General features: G+C 71.0%; 14 protein-coding genes. 7 read left to right on the top strand and 7 right to left on the bottom strand.

Annotation, left to right across the window (positions count from 1 at the left end):
* Window positions 1-25: 25 nt before the first annotated feature.
* From EV684_RS14615 to EV684_RS14630, 4 genes are read left to right on the top strand one after another with little or no spacing between them, the layout of a single operon-like run.
* Window positions 26-1,501 (top strand): NADH-quinone oxidoreductase subunit M, encoded by a 1,476-nt coding sequence (locus EV684_RS14615; protein ID WP_132648026.1) that lies wholly within the window; start codon window positions 26-28, stop codon window positions 1,499-1,501.
* A 13-nt stretch (window positions 1,502-1,514) separates the two neighbouring features.
* Window positions 1,515-3,008 carry an NADH-quinone oxidoreductase subunit NuoN gene (nuoN, locus tag EV684_RS14620; protein ID WP_132648027.1) on the top strand — a complete coding sequence of 498 codons (1,494 nt, stop codon included), beginning with the start codon at window positions 1,515-1,517 and terminating at the stop codon, window positions 3,006-3,008.
* Between the two features lie 7 nt (window positions 3,009-3,015).
* Window positions 3,016-3,630: an NUDIX domain-containing protein gene (locus EV684_RS14625; RefSeq protein WP_132648028.1), complete on the top strand. Its 615-nt coding sequence runs from the start codon at window positions 3,016-3,018 to the stop codon at window positions 3,628-3,630.
* Window positions 3,627-4,085, top strand: a complete 459-nt coding sequence (locus tag EV684_RS14630; protein ID WP_132648029.1) for a DUF1178 family protein — start codon at window positions 3,627-3,629, stop codon at window positions 4,083-4,085. Before EV684_RS14625 ends, EV684_RS14630 begins: the two co-directional genes overlap by 4 nt.
* 21 nt (window positions 4,086-4,106) lie before the next feature.
* Here the strand turns inward: EV684_RS14630 and EV684_RS14635 are convergent, their stop codons facing one another.
* Both EV684_RS14635 and EV684_RS14640 read right to left on the bottom strand, forming a co-directional pair.
* On the bottom strand, window positions 4,107-5,513 hold the full coding sequence (locus EV684_RS14635; RefSeq protein WP_132648030.1) for an FAD-binding oxidoreductase: 1,407 nt from the start codon (window positions 5,511-5,513) through the stop codon (window positions 4,107-4,109).
* A gap of 68 nt (window positions 5,514-5,581) precedes the next feature.
* Window positions 5,582-5,971 carry a DUF2069 domain-containing protein gene (locus EV684_RS14640; protein WP_132648031.1) on the bottom strand — a complete coding sequence of 130 codons (390 nt, stop codon included), beginning with the start codon at window positions 5,969-5,971 and terminating at the stop codon, window positions 5,582-5,584.
* Window positions 5,972-5,989: 18 nt separating this feature from the next.
* Between EV684_RS14640 and EV684_RS14645 the strand changes: the two genes are divergently transcribed.
* The 3 genes from EV684_RS14645 (at window position 5,990) to EV684_RS14655 (ending at window position 10,677) form a co-directional block, all read left to right on the top strand.
* On the top strand, window positions 5,990-7,222 hold the full coding sequence (locus tag EV684_RS14645; RefSeq protein WP_242478445.1) for a YihY family inner membrane protein: 1,233 nt from the start codon (window positions 5,990-5,992) through the stop codon (window positions 7,220-7,222).
* A 117-nt stretch (window positions 7,223-7,339) separates the two neighbouring features.
* Window positions 7,340-10,132: an ExeM/NucH family extracellular endonuclease gene (locus tag EV684_RS14650; protein ID WP_132648032.1), complete on the top strand. Its 2,793-nt coding sequence runs from the start codon at window positions 7,340-7,342 to the stop codon at window positions 10,130-10,132.
* Between the two features lie 14 nt (window positions 10,133-10,146).
* Window positions 10,147-10,677, top strand: coding sequence for a PEP-CTERM sorting domain-containing protein (locus EV684_RS14655; RefSeq protein ID WP_207184360.1), 531 nt, complete (start codon window positions 10,147-10,149; stop codon window positions 10,675-10,677).
* A 7-nt stretch (window positions 10,678-10,684) separates the two neighbouring features.
* Here EV684_RS14655 and EV684_RS14660 read toward each other — a convergent pair whose 3' ends face one another.
* The 5 genes from EV684_RS14660 to EV684_RS14680 form a co-directional block, all read right to left on the bottom strand.
* Entirely contained in the window at window positions 10,685-11,722 is a 1,038-nt protein-coding gene (locus tag EV684_RS14660) for a DctP family TRAP transporter solute-binding subunit (protein WP_132648033.1), read from the bottom strand.
* A 26-nt stretch (window positions 11,723-11,748) separates the two neighbouring features.
* Window positions 11,749-13,047: a TRAP transporter large permease gene (locus EV684_RS14665; protein WP_132648034.1), complete on the bottom strand. Its 1,299-nt coding sequence runs from the start codon at window positions 13,045-13,047 to the stop codon at window positions 11,749-11,751.
* Entirely contained in the window at window positions 13,044-13,577 is a 534-nt protein-coding gene (locus EV684_RS14670) for a TRAP transporter small permease (RefSeq protein WP_132648035.1), read from the bottom strand. Before EV684_RS14670 ends, EV684_RS14665 begins: the two co-directional genes overlap by 4 nt.
* A gap of 292 nt (window positions 13,578-13,869) precedes the next feature.
* Window positions 13,870-14,712, bottom strand: a complete 843-nt coding sequence (locus EV684_RS14675) for an alpha/beta fold hydrolase (RefSeq protein ID WP_132648036.1) — start codon at window positions 14,710-14,712, stop codon at window positions 13,870-13,872.
* Window positions 14,709-16,007 (bottom strand): O-acetylhomoserine aminocarboxypropyltransferase, encoded by a 1,299-nt coding sequence (locus EV684_RS14680; RefSeq protein ID WP_132648037.1) that lies wholly within the window; start codon window positions 16,005-16,007, stop codon window positions 14,709-14,711. Before EV684_RS14680 ends, EV684_RS14675 begins: the two co-directional genes overlap by 4 nt.
* Window positions 16,008-16,024: the final 17 nt, after the last annotated feature.

Here is a 16,024-nt window from a genome sequence, read left to right on the forward strand (position 1 = left end):
GGCCGCAAAAAGAAGAGAGCAAAGAATGGGTCTTCTGAGTCTCGCGATCTGGATGCCGATCGCCTTCGGGATCGTGCTGCTGGCCGTCGGCCGCGACAGCAATCCCAACCTCGCGCGCTGGATCGCTCTCGTCGGCGCCGTCGTCGGCTTCCTGCTGACGATCCCGCTGATCACCGGCTTCGACGCCGGCACGGCGGCGCTGCAGTTCCAGGAACTCGTGCCCTGGATCGACCGCTTCAACGTCAACTACCACCTCGGCGTCGACGGGTTGTCGGTGTGGTTCGTGCCGCTGACGGCCTTCATCACCGTCATCGTCGTCATCGCCGGCTGGCAGGTCATCACCGACCGCGTGCCGCTGTACCTGGGCGCCTTCCTGATCCTCTCGGGGCTGATGGTCGGCGTGTTCTCGGCCGCCGACGGCCTGCTGTTCTACGTCTTCTTCGAGGCCACCCTGATCCCGATGTACATCATCATCGGCGTCTGGGGCGGCGCGCGGCGCGTCTACGCGGCGTTCAAGTTCTTCCTCTACACGCTGCTGGGCTCGCTGCTGATGCTCGTCGCGGTGGTCTACCTGTACTACCAGTCCGGCGGCAGCTTCGAGATCCAGGACTGGCACAAGCTGCCGCTGACGCTGACCGCGCAGACGCTGCTGTTCGTCGCCTTCTTCGCCGCGTTCTCGGTCAAGGTGCCGATGTGGCCGGTGCACACCTGGCTGCCCGACGCCCACGTCGAGGCGCCCACCGGCGGCTCGGTGGTGCTGGCGGCGATCATGCTGAAGCTCGGCGCCTACGGCTTCCTGCGCTTCTCGCTGCCGATCGCGCCCGACGCGGCGCGCGAGTACGCCTGGGTCATCATCACGCTGTCGCTGATCGCGGTGGTCTACATCGGCCTCGTCGCGCTGGTGCAGCGCGACATGAAGAAGCTGGTGGCCTACTCGTCGATCGCCCACATGGGTTTCGTGACGCTGGGCTTCTTCATCTTCAACGAACTCGGCGTCACCGGCGCGATCGTGCAGATGATCTCGCACGGCTTCGTCTCCGGCGCGATGTTCCTGTGCATCGGCGTGCTCTACGACCGCGTGCACAGCCGCGAGATCTCGGCCTACGGCGGCGTCGTCAACACGATGCCCAGGTTCGCGGCCTTCGCGGTGCTGTTCGCGATGGCCAACTGCGGCCTGCCCGGCACCGCCGGCTTCGTCGGCGAATGGATGGTCATCCTCGGCGCCGTGAAGTACGACTTCTGGGTCGCGGGCCTGGCCGCCACGACGCTGATCTTCGGCGCCGCGTACACGCTGTGGATGGTCAAGCGCGTCTACTTCGGCCCGGTGGCCAACGACCACGTCAAGGAACTGCAGGACATCAACGCCCGCGAGTTCCTGATGCTGTCCCTGCTGGCCGCCGCGGTGCTGTGGATGGGCCTGTACCCCAAGCCTTTCACCGAGGTGATGGACGTGTCGGTGAGCGAACTGCTCAAGCACGTTGCCGTCTCGAAGCTGCCCTGACCCGAGCCACGCGATGCAGAACCTGAACCCGATGAACTGGCTCGCCCTGCAGCCCGAGATCTGGCTGCTGGCCGCGATCTGCGTGATCGCGATTGCCGATCTCTTCGTCGCCGACCCCGAGCGCCGTCCGACCTTCTGGCTGACGCAGCTCGCGGTGCTGGTGTTCTCCGGCATGCACTTCGCGGCCTTCAACGGCGGCGAGACCACCTACGCGATGGGCGGCCAGGTCGTCACCGACCCGATGGGCCACCTGCTGGCCTTCTTCGCCGGCATCGCGATGCTCGCCACCGTCGCCTACGCGCGGCCGACGCTGGCCTCGCGCGACATGCTCAGGGGCGAGTTCTACGTGCTCGCGCTGATGGTGCTGCTGGGCATCTCGGTGATGACCTCGGCCAACAGCTTCCTCGTCGTCTACCTCGGTCTGGAGCTGATGAGCCTGTCGCTGTACGCGCTGGCCGCGCTGCGCCGCGACCATGCCGTCGCCACCGAGGCGGCGATGAAGTACTTCGTGCTCGGCGCGCTGGCCAGCGGCTTCCTGCTCTACGGCCTGTCGATGATGTACGGTGCCACCGGTTCGCTCGACATCCCGCGTGTCTTCGAGCAGATCGCCACCAACCCGAACATCAACCGCGAGGTGCTGGTCTTCGGCGTCGTCTTCGTCGTCGCCGGCGTCGCCTTCAAGCTCGGGGCGGCCCCGTTCCACATGTGGGTGCCCGACGTCTACCAGGGCGCGCCGACCTCGGTGACGCTGCTGATCGGCGGTGCGCCCAAGTTTGCCGCCTTCGCGATCACGATCCGCCTGCTGGTCGAGGGCATGCTGGGCCTGGCGGTCGACTGGCAGCAGATGTTCATCGTGCTGGCGGTGGCTTCCCTCGTGCTGGGCAACGTCGTCGCGATCGCGCAGACCAACCTGAAGCGCATGCTGGCGTACTCGACGATCGCGCAGATGGGCTTCATCCTGCTGGGCATGTCCGCCGGCGTCGTCAGCGGCAACACGCTGTCGGCCGGCAACGCCTACAGCTCGGCGATGTTCTACGTCGTCGCCTACGTGCTGACGACGCTGGGCACCTTCGGCCTGATCATGGTGCTGTCGCGCCAGGGCTTCGAGAGCGAGCAGATCGAGGACCTGGCCGGCCTCGGCCGCCGCAGCCCGTGGATCGCCGGCGTCATGGCGATCTTCATGTTCTCGCTCGCCGGCCTGCCGCCGATGGTCGGCTTCTACGCCAAGCTGGCGGTGCTGCAGGCGCTGGTGTCGACCAACGTCGAGGCCTACGTCTGGCTGGCGGTGTTCGCGGTGATGATGTCGCTGATCGGCGCGTTCTACTACCTGCGGGTCGTGAAGGTCATGTATTTCGACGAGCCCAGGCTCGCCGGCCCAGTGGGCCAGAGCGCGGGTGTCAACGCGCTGCTGGCCGTCAACGGCCTGGCGGTGCTGGCCTTCGGCCTGCTGCCCGGCGGCCTGATGGCGATGTGCCGTGACGCCATCGTCAAGGCTTTGACCAGCTGACGCCCCGATGACCGACGAGACCGACGACGTCCACCTGCGCGAACGCCGCACCGGCGGGCGCACGCTGCTCGAAGGCGGTTTCCTCGAAGTGCACCGCGACGAGGTCGTGCTGCCCGACGGCAGTGCGGCGACGCGCGAGTACATCCGCCATCCCGGCGCGGTCGCCGTCGTGCCGCTGCTCGACGACGGCCGCGTCGTGCTGGTGCGCCAGTACCGCTACCCGATAGCCCGCACGATCGTCGAGTTCCCGGCCGGCAAACGCGACGCCGGCGAGAGCACGCTCGAGTGCGCGCGCCGCGAACTGCACGAGGAGACGGGCTTCCGTGCCCGCGAGTGGGCCTTCGCCTGCGAGATCCACAACGCCGCCGCCTACTCCAGCGAGAGCATCTGGATCTACTTCGCTCGCGGCCTGGTCGCCGGCGAGCAGAAGCTCGACGAAGGCGAGTTCGTGGAGGTCATGAAACTGAGCGAAGCCGAACTCGACGTGCTCGCGATGGGCGACGGCCTGCCCGACGTGAAGACGCGCATCGGCCTGCACTGGCTGCAGCGCTGGCGCGCCGGCGCCTGGCCGCTGGAGTGGCAGCCCGACCCGGAGGACGGCGAGCCCGCCCGAGCCCGATGAAGGTCCTGGACCTGCGCTGCACGAACGGCCACCGCTTCGAGGGCTGGTTCGCCTCGGACGACGACTTCATGGACCAGAACGGCCGCGGTCTCGTCGAGTGCCCGATCTGCGGCGACCACGTCGTCACGCGGCTGCCCAGCGCGCCGCGGCTGAACCTCTCCGGCGCCAAGGAGCCGCCGCCCGAGCCGCCCCAGGCCCCCAGGACGCCCAAGGCCCCGGCCACCGATGCCGACCTGCAGGCCGCCTGGCTGGGCGCGGTGCGCCAGCTGCTGGCCGCTACCGAGGACGTCGGCGGCCGGTTCGCCGAGGAGGCGCGGCGCATCCACTACGGCGAGAGCGAGAACCGCGGCATCCGCGGCCAGGCCTCGCCCGAAGAGCGCCAGGCGCTCAGCGACGAAGGCATCGAGGTGCTGACGGTGCCGCTGCCGGCGGCGCTGAAGGGGCCGCTGCAGTAAGCCGGCAGGCCCGGCCCGGGCTCAGATCACGCGCCCGGGGTTCAGCAGGTTCTGCGGGTCCAGCGCGGCCTTGATCGCCCGCATCATCGCCAGCGCCACCGGCGACTTGCGTTCGGCGAGTTCGTCGCGCTTCAACTGCCCGATGCCGTGTTCGGCCGAGATCGAGCCACCGCAGGCCACCACGGCGTCGTAGACGATGCGGTTGACCGCCGGCTCCTGCTCGGCGAGGAAACGCTTGGCATCGCCGCCTTCGGGGGCCTGCACGTTGTAGTGCAGGTTGCCGTCGCCGAGGTGGCCGAAACACACCAGCCGCACGCCGGGTATCGCTGCGGCCAGCGCGGCGTCGGTCGCGGCGCAGAAGCCGGGGATCGCCGACACCGGCAGCGCGATGTCGTGCTTGATGTTCAGCCCTTCCTCGGCCTGGGCGAGCGGGATCGACTCGCGCAGATGCCACATCGTGTGCGACTGCGACAGGTTGGCGGCCACCGCGGCGTCACCGACGATGCCGTCTTCCAGCGCCGTGCCCAGCAGGGACTCGAAACGCTCCTGCGCTGCGGCCTCGCCGTCGGTGTCGCTCTGCTCCAGCAGCACCGTCCACGGTGCACCCGGCAGCGGCCGCGGCAGCGCCGGGAAGTGTTTGGCCACCAGTTCCAGCGCGAAGCGGCCCATGACCTCGAAGCCGGTCAGCCCGGCGCCCAGGCGCGTGCGGGCCAGGTTCAGCAGTGCGACGCAGTCGTCCAGGCTCTCGCAGGCGGCAAGGACCGTCGTCACCGCCGCCGGCTGCGGGAAGAGCTTCAGCGTCGCCGCGGTGATGATGCCCAGCGTGCCCTCGCTGCCGACGAAGAGGTCGCGCAGGTCGTAGCCGGTGTTGTCCTTGCGCAGGCCGGACAGCCCGTCCCAGACCTCGCCGGCCGCGGTGACGACCTCCAGCCCCAGGCACAGCTCGCGCGCGTTGCCGAAGCGCAGCACCTGGGTGCCGCCGGCGTTGGCCGCGAGGTTGCCGCCGATCGTGCAGCTGCCTTCGGCCGCCAGGCTCAGCGGGAACAGCAGGCCCTGGGCCGCGGCCGCCTCCTGCACCGCCTGCAGCACGCAGCCGGCTTCGCAGCTCAGCGTCAGGTTGGCGGCGTCGATCGCGCGGATGCGGTTCAGGCGCTGCAGGCTCAGCAGCACCTGGCGGCCGCTCTCGTCGGGCACGCCGCCGCCGACCAGGCCGGTGTTGCCGCCCTGCGGCACGATGGGGACACCGGCGGCCGCGCAGGCGCGCACGACCGCCGCGACCTCGGCGGTGCTGCCCGGGCGCACGACGGCCAGCGCGCGCCCGCGCCAGCGGCGGCGCCAGTCGAGTTCGTAGGCCGAGAGATCGCCTTCGGTCAGCACCTGCGCTGCGCCGACCACCTCGCGCAGCGTCTGCAGCAGCCCTTCGTTCACTGGGGCACCCTTCGGCCTGGCGGCCGGTCCCGCCGGGCGGGAATGAGCCCCGGACAAGTCCTGCGGGCTCATGCCGCCGCCTTCACACCGCGCAGCCGCCGGCGCACGTACAGCGAGCAGAAGACGAAGAGCACGATGCACAGCACCAGCTCGACGATGGCCATCGCCTGGCCGGCGCCACGTTCGCTGGTCGAACGCACCAGCGCCTCGGTGACGTAGAGCCACAGCGCCATGCTGACCCAGCGGAAGGTGTAGAGCCGGTGGCGCAGCATGCCGGGCACGGCGGCCACCAGCGGCAGCACCTTCAGCGCCAGCGTGCCGCTGCCGGTGGGCGCGATCCACAGCTCCCAGGCCAGGCCCTGCACGATCAGGGCGATCAGCGAGGCCAGGGCCAGCGCGCGGGTCTGCCGCACGGCGGCATCGGGGACAGCGGGGACAGCGGGGACAGCGGAAACCATGCTGGCATCATATCCAGCATGACATCGTCTCCGGCCCTGGCGGCCCGCCTGCGCGTGTTGTGGCAGGACTCGCTCGCCGCCCTCCGCCGCTGGCCCTGGCTCGACACGCTGCGCACGCTGCGCCAGCGTTTCCGCGAAGACCGCCTCGGCCTCACCGCCAGCAGCCTGACCTTCACGACGCTGATCGCGCTGGTGCCGCTGGTCACGGTGATGCTGGCCGTCTTCACCGCGTTCCCGATCTTCGCCAAGTTCCAGATCTCGCTGGAGAAGTACTTCCTGCAGTCGCTGGTGCCCGACACGATCGCGCGCCCGGTGATGCGTGCGCTGACGCAGTTCGCCTCGCAGGCCAACCGGGCCGGTTCGGTGGGCCTGCTGTTCCTCGGCGCCACGGCGCTGGCGCTGATGCTGACCATCGACCGCACGCTCAACGCGATCTGGCGCGTGCGCCAGCCGCGGCCGATCGCGCAGCGTGTGCTGGTCTACTGGGCTGCGCTGACGCTCGGTCCGCTGGTCGTCGGTGTCAGCCTGTCGATGACCTCCTACGCGCTGTCGGCCTCGCGCGGCCTGGTCGGCGTGCTGCCCGGTGGCGTCAGCGCGGCGCTCAGCGTCGCCGAGTTCGCACTGCTGGCCGCGGCGCTGGCGGGCCTGTTCCACTACGTGCCCAACACCACCGTGCGCTGGCGCCACGCCTGGGCCGGTGCGCTGTTCGTCGCCGTCGCCTTCGAGTTCGCCAAGGAAGGCCTGGCCTGGTACGTCGACAAGGTGCCGATGTACGCCTCGGTCTACGGCGCTTTCGCCTCGCTGCCGATCCTGCTGCTGTGGATCTATCTCAGCTGGGTCATCGTGCTGCTGGGTGCGGTGATCGCCGCCTACGCGCCCAGCCTGCAGATGCGCGTCGTGCGCCGGCCGCCCACCGCCGGCCACCGCTTCGAGCTGGCGCTCGTGGTGCTGCGCCAGCTCGCCGCCGCGCGCCACGGCCCGGGCCACGGGCTGTCGCTGCCGACGCTGTCCGAGCGACTGCGTGCCGACCCGCTGGAGCTCGAGCCGGTGCTGGAGCTGCTGACCGGCTTCGACTGGGTCGCCCGGCTCGACGAAGGCGGTACCGCGCGTCACGTGCTGCTGTGCGACGCCGAGGCGACGCCGGCGCTGCCGCTGTTCGACGCCTTGCTGCTGGCGCCCGGCGCGACGGTCGACGAGCTTCGTGATCGCCTGCGCCTGCGCGAGCTGACGCTGGCCGAACTGCTGCGCTGACCTCGTGCCCTGCGGGGCCGCGCATCTCGGGGGGGCGCGCCGCAGGCGTCGCTTCCCGTCACGGACGCTTCATGCCGCCTGGATAGCGTGCGCCCCCATCACCTGAAGGAGGGGAACATGCACAAGCAGGCTTCGGCCATCGCGGCAGCCGTCGCGGCCTTGCTGGCGTCCACGCCGGCCAGCGCGGGCGTCGTGATCAGCCAGATCTACGGCGGCAACGGCAATGCGTTCGCGAGCGACTACGTCGAGCTGTTCAACAACGGCAGCACGGCCGTCGACCTGAGCGGCTGGTCGGTCCAGTACGCCAGCGCCACTGGCACCGGCAACTTCGCCGGCAACAGCGTGACGCCGCTCGCCGGCACGCTGCAGCCCGGGCATTGGTACCTGGTGCAGCTGAGGACCAGCTCCGGCACCGCGCTGCCGACGCCGGACGCGACCGGCAACGCCGACCTGTCGGGCAGCAACGGCAAGGTCGCCCTGCTGGACACCGCCACCGGCCTGGCCTGCAACGGCGGCTCCACCGCCTGCAGCGCCGAACAGCAGGCGCATTTCGTCGACCTGGTCGGCTACGGCAGCGCCAACTTCTACAAAGGCAGCGGCGCCGCGCCGGCGGCCAGCAGCAGCAGCGCGCTGCTGCGCAAGGCCGGCGGCTGCACCGACAGCGGCAACAACGCCAGCGACTTCGTCACCGGCACGCCGGCGCCGCGCAACAGCGCGACGGCGGCCGTGCCTTGCTCGGGTGGCGGCGACGACGGCGGCACGGTCGCCTTGCGCCGCACCTACGAGATCCAGGGCAGCGGCCAACAGAGCCCGCTGCTCGGCCAGACCGTCATGACCTCGGGCGTCGTCACCCAGCTGACGAACAACGGCTTCTTCCTGCAGGACGCGGCCGGCGACGGCGACGCGGCGACCTCCGACGGCCTCTTCGTCTTCACCAGCAGCGCGCCCAGCGTCACCGCCGGCCAGCTCGTGCAGCTCACCGGCAAGGTGGCCGAGTTCGCCGCCGGCAGCGGCAGCGTCACCCAGCTCACCGGGCCGAGCGCGATCAGCGTGCTCGGCAGCGGCAGCATCACGCCGGTGGCATTGGCGCTGCCGGTCTCCGGTGGCCTGGAGCGCTACGAAGGCATGCTGGTCACGCTGGCCGGCCCGCTGACGGTGGACCAGAACTACTACCAGGCGCGCTACGGCCAGCTCACGCTGTCGGCCGGCGGCCGGCTGGAGACGCCGACCAACCGCTATCGCCCCGGCGCGCAGGCCCAGGCGCTGGCCGCCGACAACGCCGCGCGCCGCATCGTGCTCGACGACGGCAGCTCGGCTCAGAACGTCAACCCCACGCCGTACACCGGCCCGAACGGCGCGCTGCGTGGCGGCGACCTCATCGGCTCGATCACCGGCGTCGTCGACTACGGCCTGTCGACCTCGACCACCGGCGCCAGCGCGCCCAGCGACTACCGCATCCTGCCGCTGGACAAGAGCACGCTGCGCTACACGACGGCCAATCCGCGCACGGCCACGCCGCCCGCGGTCGCCGGCAACGTCAAGGTGGCCAGCTTCAACGTGCTGAACTACTTCACCACCTTCACCAACGGCGCCACCGCCGGCGGCCAGACCGGCCAGGGCTGCAGCCAGGGCGGCACCGTCTCGGCGTCCAACTGCCGCGGCGCCAACAGCCTGGCCGAGTTCCAGCGCCAGCGCGCCAAGATCGTCGAGGCGCTGGCCGCGCTCGACGCCGACGTCGTGGGGCTGATGGAGATCCAGAACAACGGCGCGGTGGCGGTACAGAACCTGGTCGACGCGCTGAACCTGCGCGTGGGCTCGGGCACCTACGCCGTGGTGCCCGAACCGGCCGCCGGCAGCGGCAGCGACGCGATCAAGGTGGCGATGATCTACAAGCCCGCGCGTGTCGCCCGCGTCGGCGCGCCGGCCAGCGACACCGCCGCGGTGAACAGCCGCCCGCCGCTGGCGCAGACCTTCGCGCCGGCCAACGGCGAACGTTTCACCGTCGTCGTCAACCACCTGAAGAGCAAGGGCAGCTGCCCGGCCGCCGGCGACGCCGATGCGCCCGGAAACGTCGACAGCGGCGACGGCCAGGGCTGCTGGAACGCGCTGCGTGTCGCCCAGGCCGACCAGCTGCGGCGTTTCGTCGCCCAGCTGCAGGCGGCCAGCACCAGCAACGACGTGCTGCTGGTCGGCGACTTCAACGCCTACGCCCAGGAAGACCCGGTGTTCCAGTTCACCGGCAGCGGCTACGTCGACGAGGTCGCGCGTTTCAACGGTTTCGGCTACTCCTACGTCTTCGACGGTGCCGCCGGCCGGCTGGACCATGCGCTGTCCACCGGCACGCTGTCGCCCAAGGTCGCCGGGGTGGTGCACTGGCACGTCAACGCCGACGAGTCCGTGGCGCACGACTACAACCTCGAATACAAGCAGCCGGCCTGCGCCAGCTGCGCGCCCGATCCCTACGCGGCGACGCCGTACCGCTCGTCGGACCACGACCCGGTGCTCGTCGGCCTGAACCTGGTGAAGACGATCACCGCGTCGCCCACCAGCACCAGCGTCACCGGCACGGCGGGTGACGACGTCATCGTCAGCGGCGCCGGCCGGCGCACGCTGACCGGCGGCGGCGGCAGCGACAGCTTCGTCTTCAGCACCGGCTTTGCCGGCGGCGCGACGATCACCGACTTCACGCCGGGCGACGACCGCATCTCGCTGGCCGCGCTGCTGCAAAGCCTGCGCGTGCCGTCGACCGACCCGATCGGCCAGGGCTACCTGTTCTGCTCGTCCTCGGGTGCTGACGCGCTGCTGTCCGTCGACCCGGACGCCGCCGGCCCGGCCGCTGCGCGTGCGATGGTGCTGGTGAAGAACCTGTCCTGCGCGGCGCTGCTCAAGCCCGCGAACTTCCTGTTCTGACGATGGAGACCCGGATGACCCGTCAAATCATTTCCGCCCTGGCGCTCGCCGCCACGCTGTTTGCAGGACTGGCCGCGCCCGCGCAGGCCGCGCTCTACCGCATCGACGGCCTCGTCGATTCCGGCTCGCTGGCCGGCACCGCCTTCAGCGGCAGCCTCGGTTTCGAGGACCCGGTTGCCGGCTACGACGGCAGCGTCGAACTCAGCAGCTTCACGCTGGACTTCGCCGGCGCCCGCTACACGCTGGACGGCATCGACGCCGACAGCCTGCCGCTGGCCTGGTTCTCGGCCGGCAGCCTGCTGGGCGTGGACCTGATGTTCAGCGGCGCCGGCGCGCTGTCGCAGCCGCTGCTGGCGCTGGCGGCCGGCTTCACCGAAGCCAGCCAGGCCTTCCTGGCCTACGACACCACCGGTGCCGGCACTGAAGGCTTCGGCAGCGTCGTGTTCACGGAGGTGACGCAGGACGTGCCGGAGCCGGCCAGCGCGGCGCTGGTGATGGCCGCGCTGGCCGCGGCGGCGCTGGCGCGCCGCCGCCGCCCCGCCTGAGAGCGGCTTACCGGCGCGCCGCGATCGCCTTCTCGGCGGCGTCGACCAGGTCGGTGCCGATCTGCTTCTTCCACTTGTCGTAGACCGGGCGCGTGGCCTTCACGAAGGCCTCGCGTTCGGCCGGGCTCAGCTTGGTGATCGTGACGCCGAGCGCGCCGATGTCCTTGAGCAGCGGCTGGTCGGCTTCGGCCAGGCCCTTGCGCGCGATCACCACCTGCTGCTTGCCCGCGTCGACGGCGGCCTGACGCACGATGGCCTGGTCGGCCGGCGTCCAGCTCTTCCAGACCTCCTTGTTGACGACGAAGATCAGCGGGTCGGCGACGTAGCCCCACAGCGTCAGGTGCTTCTGGCCGACGGTGTGCAGCTTGGCCGCGGTGAAGATCGACAGCGGGTTCTCCTGGCCGTCGACGGCGCCCGAAGCCAGCGCCGGCTGGGCGTCGGCCCAGCTCATCTGCGTCGGGTTGGCGCCCAGCGCGGTGAAGGTGTCCAGGAACAGCGGCGAGCCGACGACGCGGATCTTCATGCCCTTCAGGTCGGCCGGCGTGCGGATCGGCTTCTTGCTGTTGCTGATCTCGCGGGTGCCGTTCTCGCCCCAGGCCAGCGGCAGCGCGCCCGCCTTGTCGATGGCCTGGAAGATCTGCTGGCCGACCACGCCCTGCGTCAGCGCGTCCAGCGCGGCGTGGTCGGGCATCAGGAAGGGCATCGAGAACAGGTTCAGCTGCCTGACCTGCGGCGACCAGTTGATCGTCGAGCCGACCGCCAGGTCGATGACGCCCTGGCGGATCGCCGGGAACTCGCGCGTCTGGTCGCCAGCCACCAGCGAGGTGCCCGGGTACAGCTTGATGTTGATGCGGCCCTGCGTGCGCTCGCGCACGAGGTTGGCCCAGATCTCGCCGCCCTTGCCCCACGGGAACGCGGTGCCCAGCACCAGGCTCATGCGGTACTCGGCCTTGTAGCCGGGCGGCAGCGTGCTCTGGGCGCTGGCGACACCGGCGGCGGCCAGCGCGCAGGCGGCCAGCGTGAACTTCAGGAACGTGCGCTTCATCGTCGTCTTCTCCTCGGGTAAGAGCGTCAGTAACCCAGCTTCGCGGGCAGCCACAGCGCGAGCTGCGGCCACACGATCACCGCGACCATCACCATGAACATCGCCAGCAGCATCCAGCCGACCCAGCGCACGGTCTCCTCCATGCGCACGCCGGCGATGCGGCACGAGACCATCAGGTTCACCGCCAGCGGCGGCGTGAACTGGCCCAGCGCCACCTTCAGCGTCAGCAGCACGCCGAACCACACCGGATCCCACTGGTAGTGGGTCATGATCGGCTGCAGCAGCGGCACGAAGATCAGGAAGATCGAGACCCCGTCGAGGAACATCCCGACGACGATCAGCAGCAGGATCAGCAGCGACAGCACGCCGTACTCGCCGAGCCCGGAGTTGACGATCGCGTTGGTCACCGGGTCGATCACGCCCATCGTCGACAGCGAGTAGGCGAAGATGCCCGCCAGCGCGACGACGAACAGGATCACCGCCGACAGCTCGCCGGACTCGCGCAGGATCGGCGCCAGGTCGCGCAGCGCGATCGTGCGGTGGATGAAGACGCCGACGAACAGCCCGTAGAACACCGCGACGACGGCGGCCTCGGTCGGCGTGAACCAGCCGGCGCGCATGCCGCCGAGGATCAGCACCGGCGCGAACAGGCCCCAGCTCGCTTCGCGCAGGCTGGCCCAGAACGGCGGGCGCGGCAGCGTCGCCTCGGCGGCGCCCATGCCGTGTTTTCGCGCCAGCCACACCGCCGGCAGGATCAGTGCGATGCCGGCCAGGATGCCGGGCACCATGCCGGCGGCGAACAGCGCCGGCACCGAGGCGCCGGAGACCAGCACCGAGTAGACGATGAAGGCGACGCTGGGCGGGATCAGGATGTCGGTGGCCGCCGCGGCGCCGACGACGCTGGCCGAGAACGAGGCCGGGTAGCCGGCGCGCGCCATCGCCGCGATCATCACGCCGCCCACCGCGGCGGCGTTGGCCGGGCCCGAGCCCGAGATGCCGCCGAGGAACATCGCGACGACGATCGCCACCAGCGGCAGCATGCCGGGGCCGCGGCCGACGATCGCGATGGCGAAGTTCACCAGCCGCAGCGCGACGCCCGAGCGGTCGAAGATCGAGCCGACGAGCACGAACATCGGGATCGCCAGCAGCGGGTACTTGCCCAGGCCGGCGAAGAAGTTCTGCGGCACGGCCAGCAGCCCGAACCACTGCGTGTCCAGGTTGGCCAGCGCGATGGCCGCGGTGCCGGCCAGGCCGAGCGCGACGCCGATCGGCACGCCGAGGAACATCAGCGCCAGAAAACCGACGAAGAGCAGCGTCGGGATCATCGCCCGGCCTGCACGTCGTCGTCACGCTCGCGGCCGCGGCGCACGAACAGCCCGATCGCGCGGCCGGCGATCACCACCGAGAGGATCGGCAGCCAGATCGAGTACCACCACTGCGGCACGCCGATGCCCGGCGAGGTCTCCTCCCACTGAACGTGGTCCCAGACGATGCGTGCGCTGAGCACGGCCATGATCGCGAACAGCAGCGCCACCATCAGCGCACCGAATCGCGCCAGCGCGCGCTGGCGCTGCGGCGGGCCGGCGTCGGCGAAGGCTTCGATGCGGATGTGCCGGTTGCGCGCCACCGCGGCCGAGCCGGCCACCAGCGCCAGCACGATCATCAGGAAGACCGAGATCTCCTCGGTCCAGGCGAAGGACTGGTCGCTGAAGTAGCGCACCAGCACGTTGGCGAAGGTGATCAGCGCCAGCGCCGCCATCACGGCGACGGTGAGCCAGTCCTCGATCTTCAGCGGTACCGCCGTCTTTTCATCGGGCGTGGCAGGGGCGGGCGGCAGTTCGGACGGAGAGGACATCGGGGGTGCGCGGCGAAGGGAAGGCGGCGACACGAGCGTCGTGCGCCGGGTGCGCGAGCGCGGATGGCGCTGCCAGCGGCCGGGCGGCGGCCGGTGGGCCGCGGCGGGGGGAAGGGGCGCCGCGCCAGGGGGTGGCGGCGCGCCGCGGCGTTGCCGCGGGCCCCGGGGCCATCCATTTTGAGGATGGACGGTCATTGTAGGTGTGGGCGCCGCGTTCGAGGCCGGCTGTGGCCGCGAGGGGTGGGCCTGCCCTCACCCCGGCCCTCTCCCGCGAGCGGGAGAGGGAGACGGGTCAGTCGAGCAGCGCGCGCAGCGCCGCGAGCACGCCGTCGGGCGCCTCGGCCATCAGCGAGTGACCGGCCGGCAGCGTCGTCACACACGCGTTCAGCGCCGCGGCCAGTTCGCGCGCGGCCTTGGGCGGCGTCATCGTGTCCTTGGCGCCGACGACGACGGCCACAGGGCAGCGCAGCGCCGACGTGGCTCCCTCTCCCGCCGCGCGGGAGAGGGCGGGGGGTGAGGGCTGCCCCCGCCCATACGCGTCGCAGATCGCGAAGTCGTGCGCGAACAGGTTCAGCCCCTGGGCTTCGGCCTGGCCTTGCAGCCGGCGCATCAGCGCGCGCTGGGCGCCGTGCAGCCAGGTGCCCGGCGCCGGGTACGAAGGTTTGGCGGCGATCGTCGACAGCGAGAAGGCGTTGACCAGGTCGATCGCCGCCTGCGGCGTCTCGCGTGCGGTGGCCAGCAGGGCCGGGCTGACCTTCATCGGGAACGCGGTGCCGACCAGCCCCAGGTGCGTGACACGATCCGGCGCGCGTGCCGCGGCTTCCAGCGCGATCAGCGAACCCAGGCTGTGGCCGACGAGCGCCGCACGTTCGACGCCGGCGGCGTCCAGCAGCGCCTGCACGCCGTCGGCCGCGGCCTCGACGCTGGCCGGCGGCGGGCCGCCGCTGCGGCCGTGGCCGGGCAGGTCCACCGCCAGCACCGTGCGCCCGTGGTGTGCGAACCAGCGCGCCAGCAGCGTCCAGACGCTGTGGTCGTTGAGCGCGCCGTGCACGAAGACGACGCAGGGCAGGGCGGGGTCGAACTCGACGCCGCCGGTGTAGGCGTACAGCGCGTGGCCGTTGACGACGAGTTTCATGCCGCACGCTCCGCGGCCTTCAAGGCGCGTTTCAGGTCCTCGATCAGGTCGGCCGGGTCTTCCAGGCCGATCGACAGCCGCACCGTGCCGGGGCCTATGCCGGCGGCGGCCAGTGCCGCGTCGTCCATGCGGAAATGCGTCGTCGACGCCGGGTGGATGACCAGCGAGCGGCAGTCGCCGACGTTGGCCAGGTGCGAGAAGATCTGCAACGCCTCGATGAAGGCCTGGCCCTGGCGGCGGCTGCCGCGCAGGTCGACGCTGAACACCGAGCCGCAGCCGCGTGGCAGCAGGCGTTTGGCGAGTGCGTGGCTGGGGTGGCCCGGCAGCTCCGGGTGGCGCACCCGTTCGACGAAGGCCTGGCCGGCGAGGAACTCGGCGACGCGGTGTGCGTTGGCTACATGGCGCGCCATGCGCAGCGGCAGCGTCTCCAGTCCCTGCAGCACCAGCCAGGCGGTGTGCGGGCTCATGCAGGCGCCGAAGTCGCGCAGGCCTTCGCGGCGCGCGCGCAGCAGGAAGGCGCCGACCGTGCTCTCCTCGCTGAACACCATGCCGTGGAAACCGGCGTAGGGCTCGGTCAGTTCGGGGAAACGCCCCGAGGCCTCCCAGTCGAAGCTGCCGCCGTCGACCAGCACGCCGCCGACGACGGTGCCGTGGCCCGACAGGAACTTGGTCGCCGAATGGAAGACGAGGTCGGCGCCGTGAGCGAAGGGCTGGATCAGCCAGGGCGTCGTGAAAGTCGAGTCGACCAGCAGCGGCAGGCCGGCGTCGTGCGCGACGGCGGCCACGGCCGGGATGTCCAGCACCTCCAGCCCCGGGTTGCCCAGCGTCTCGCCGAACAGCAGGCGGGTGTTGGGCCGGATCGCGGCACGCCAGGCGTCGACGTCGGCGGGATCGACGAACGTCGTCTCGATGCCGAAACGCGGCAGCGTCCAGGCCAGCAGGTTGTGCGAGCCGCCATAGAGCGCCCGCGAGGCGACGAGGTGGCTGCCGGCGCCGGCGATCGTCGTGATCGCCAGGTGCAGCGCGGCCTGGCCGCTGGCGGTGGCGATGGCGCCGACGCCGCCTTCGAGTGCTGCCATGCGCTCCTCGAACACCGCCGTCGTCGGGTTGCTGATGCGGCTGTAGACGTGGCCTGAACGCTCCTGGTCGAAGAGCGCGGCGGCGCCCTCGGCGCTGTCGAAGACGAAGCTCGTCGTCAGGTGGATCGGCACCGCGCGTGCCCCGGTGGCGGGGTCGGGCGCGGCGCCGGCGTGAAGCGCTAGCGTGTCGAATCCGGGGTCTGACGGACCGGGCATCGTTGACCTTCCACGGG

The sequence above is a fragment of the Rubrivivax gelatinosus genome, from assembly GCF_004340905.1.
GTDB lineage: Bacteria > Pseudomonadota > Gammaproteobacteria > Burkholderiales > Burkholderiaceae_C > Rubrivivax > Rubrivivax gelatinosus.

Excerpts from the sequence above, each read along its gene's own strand:
- EV684_RS14615 (WP_132648026.1), top strand. The coding sequence starts at position 26 with ATGGGTCTTCTGAGTCTCGCGATCTGGATGCCGATCGCCTTCGGGATC.
- nuoN (WP_132648027.1), top strand. The coding sequence starts at position 1,515 with ATGCAGAACCTGAACCCGATGAACTGGCTCGCCCTGCAGCCCGAGATC.
- EV684_RS14625 (WP_132648028.1), top strand. The coding sequence starts at position 3,016 with ATGACCGACGAGACCGACGACGTCCACCTGCGCGAACGCCGCACCGGC.
- EV684_RS14630 (WP_132648029.1), top strand. The coding sequence starts at position 3,627 with ATGAAGGTCCTGGACCTGCGCTGCACGAACGGCCACCGCTTCGAGGGC.
- EV684_RS14640 (WP_132648031.1), bottom strand. The coding sequence starts at position 5,971 with ATGGTTTCCGCTGTCCCCGCTGTCCCCGCTGTCCCCGATGCCGCCGTG.
- EV684_RS14645 (WP_242478445.1), top strand. The coding sequence starts at position 5,990 with ATGACATCGTCTCCGGCCCTGGCGGCCCGCCTGCGCGTGTTGTGGCAG.
- EV684_RS14650 (WP_132648032.1), top strand. The coding sequence starts at position 7,340 with ATGCACAAGCAGGCTTCGGCCATCGCGGCAGCCGTCGCGGCCTTGCTG.
- EV684_RS14655 (WP_207184360.1), top strand. The coding sequence starts at position 10,147 with ATGACCCGTCAAATCATTTCCGCCCTGGCGCTCGCCGCCACGCTGTTT.
- EV684_RS14660 (WP_132648033.1), bottom strand. The coding sequence starts at position 11,722 with ATGAAGCGCACGTTCCTGAAGTTCACGCTGGCCGCCTGCGCGCTGGCC.
- EV684_RS14665 (WP_132648034.1), bottom strand. The coding sequence starts at position 13,047 with ATGATCCCGACGCTGCTCTTCGTCGGTTTTCTGGCGCTGATGTTCCTC.
- EV684_RS14670 (WP_132648035.1), bottom strand. The coding sequence starts at position 13,577 with ATGTCCTCTCCGTCCGAACTGCCGCCCGCCCCTGCCACGCCCGATGAA.
- EV684_RS14675 (WP_132648036.1), bottom strand. The coding sequence starts at position 14,712 with ATGAAACTCGTCGTCAACGGCCACGCGCTGTACGCCTACACCGGCGGC.
- EV684_RS14680 (WP_132648037.1), bottom strand. The coding sequence starts at position 16,007 with ATGCCCGGTCCGTCAGACCCCGGATTCGACACGCTAGCGCTTCACGCC.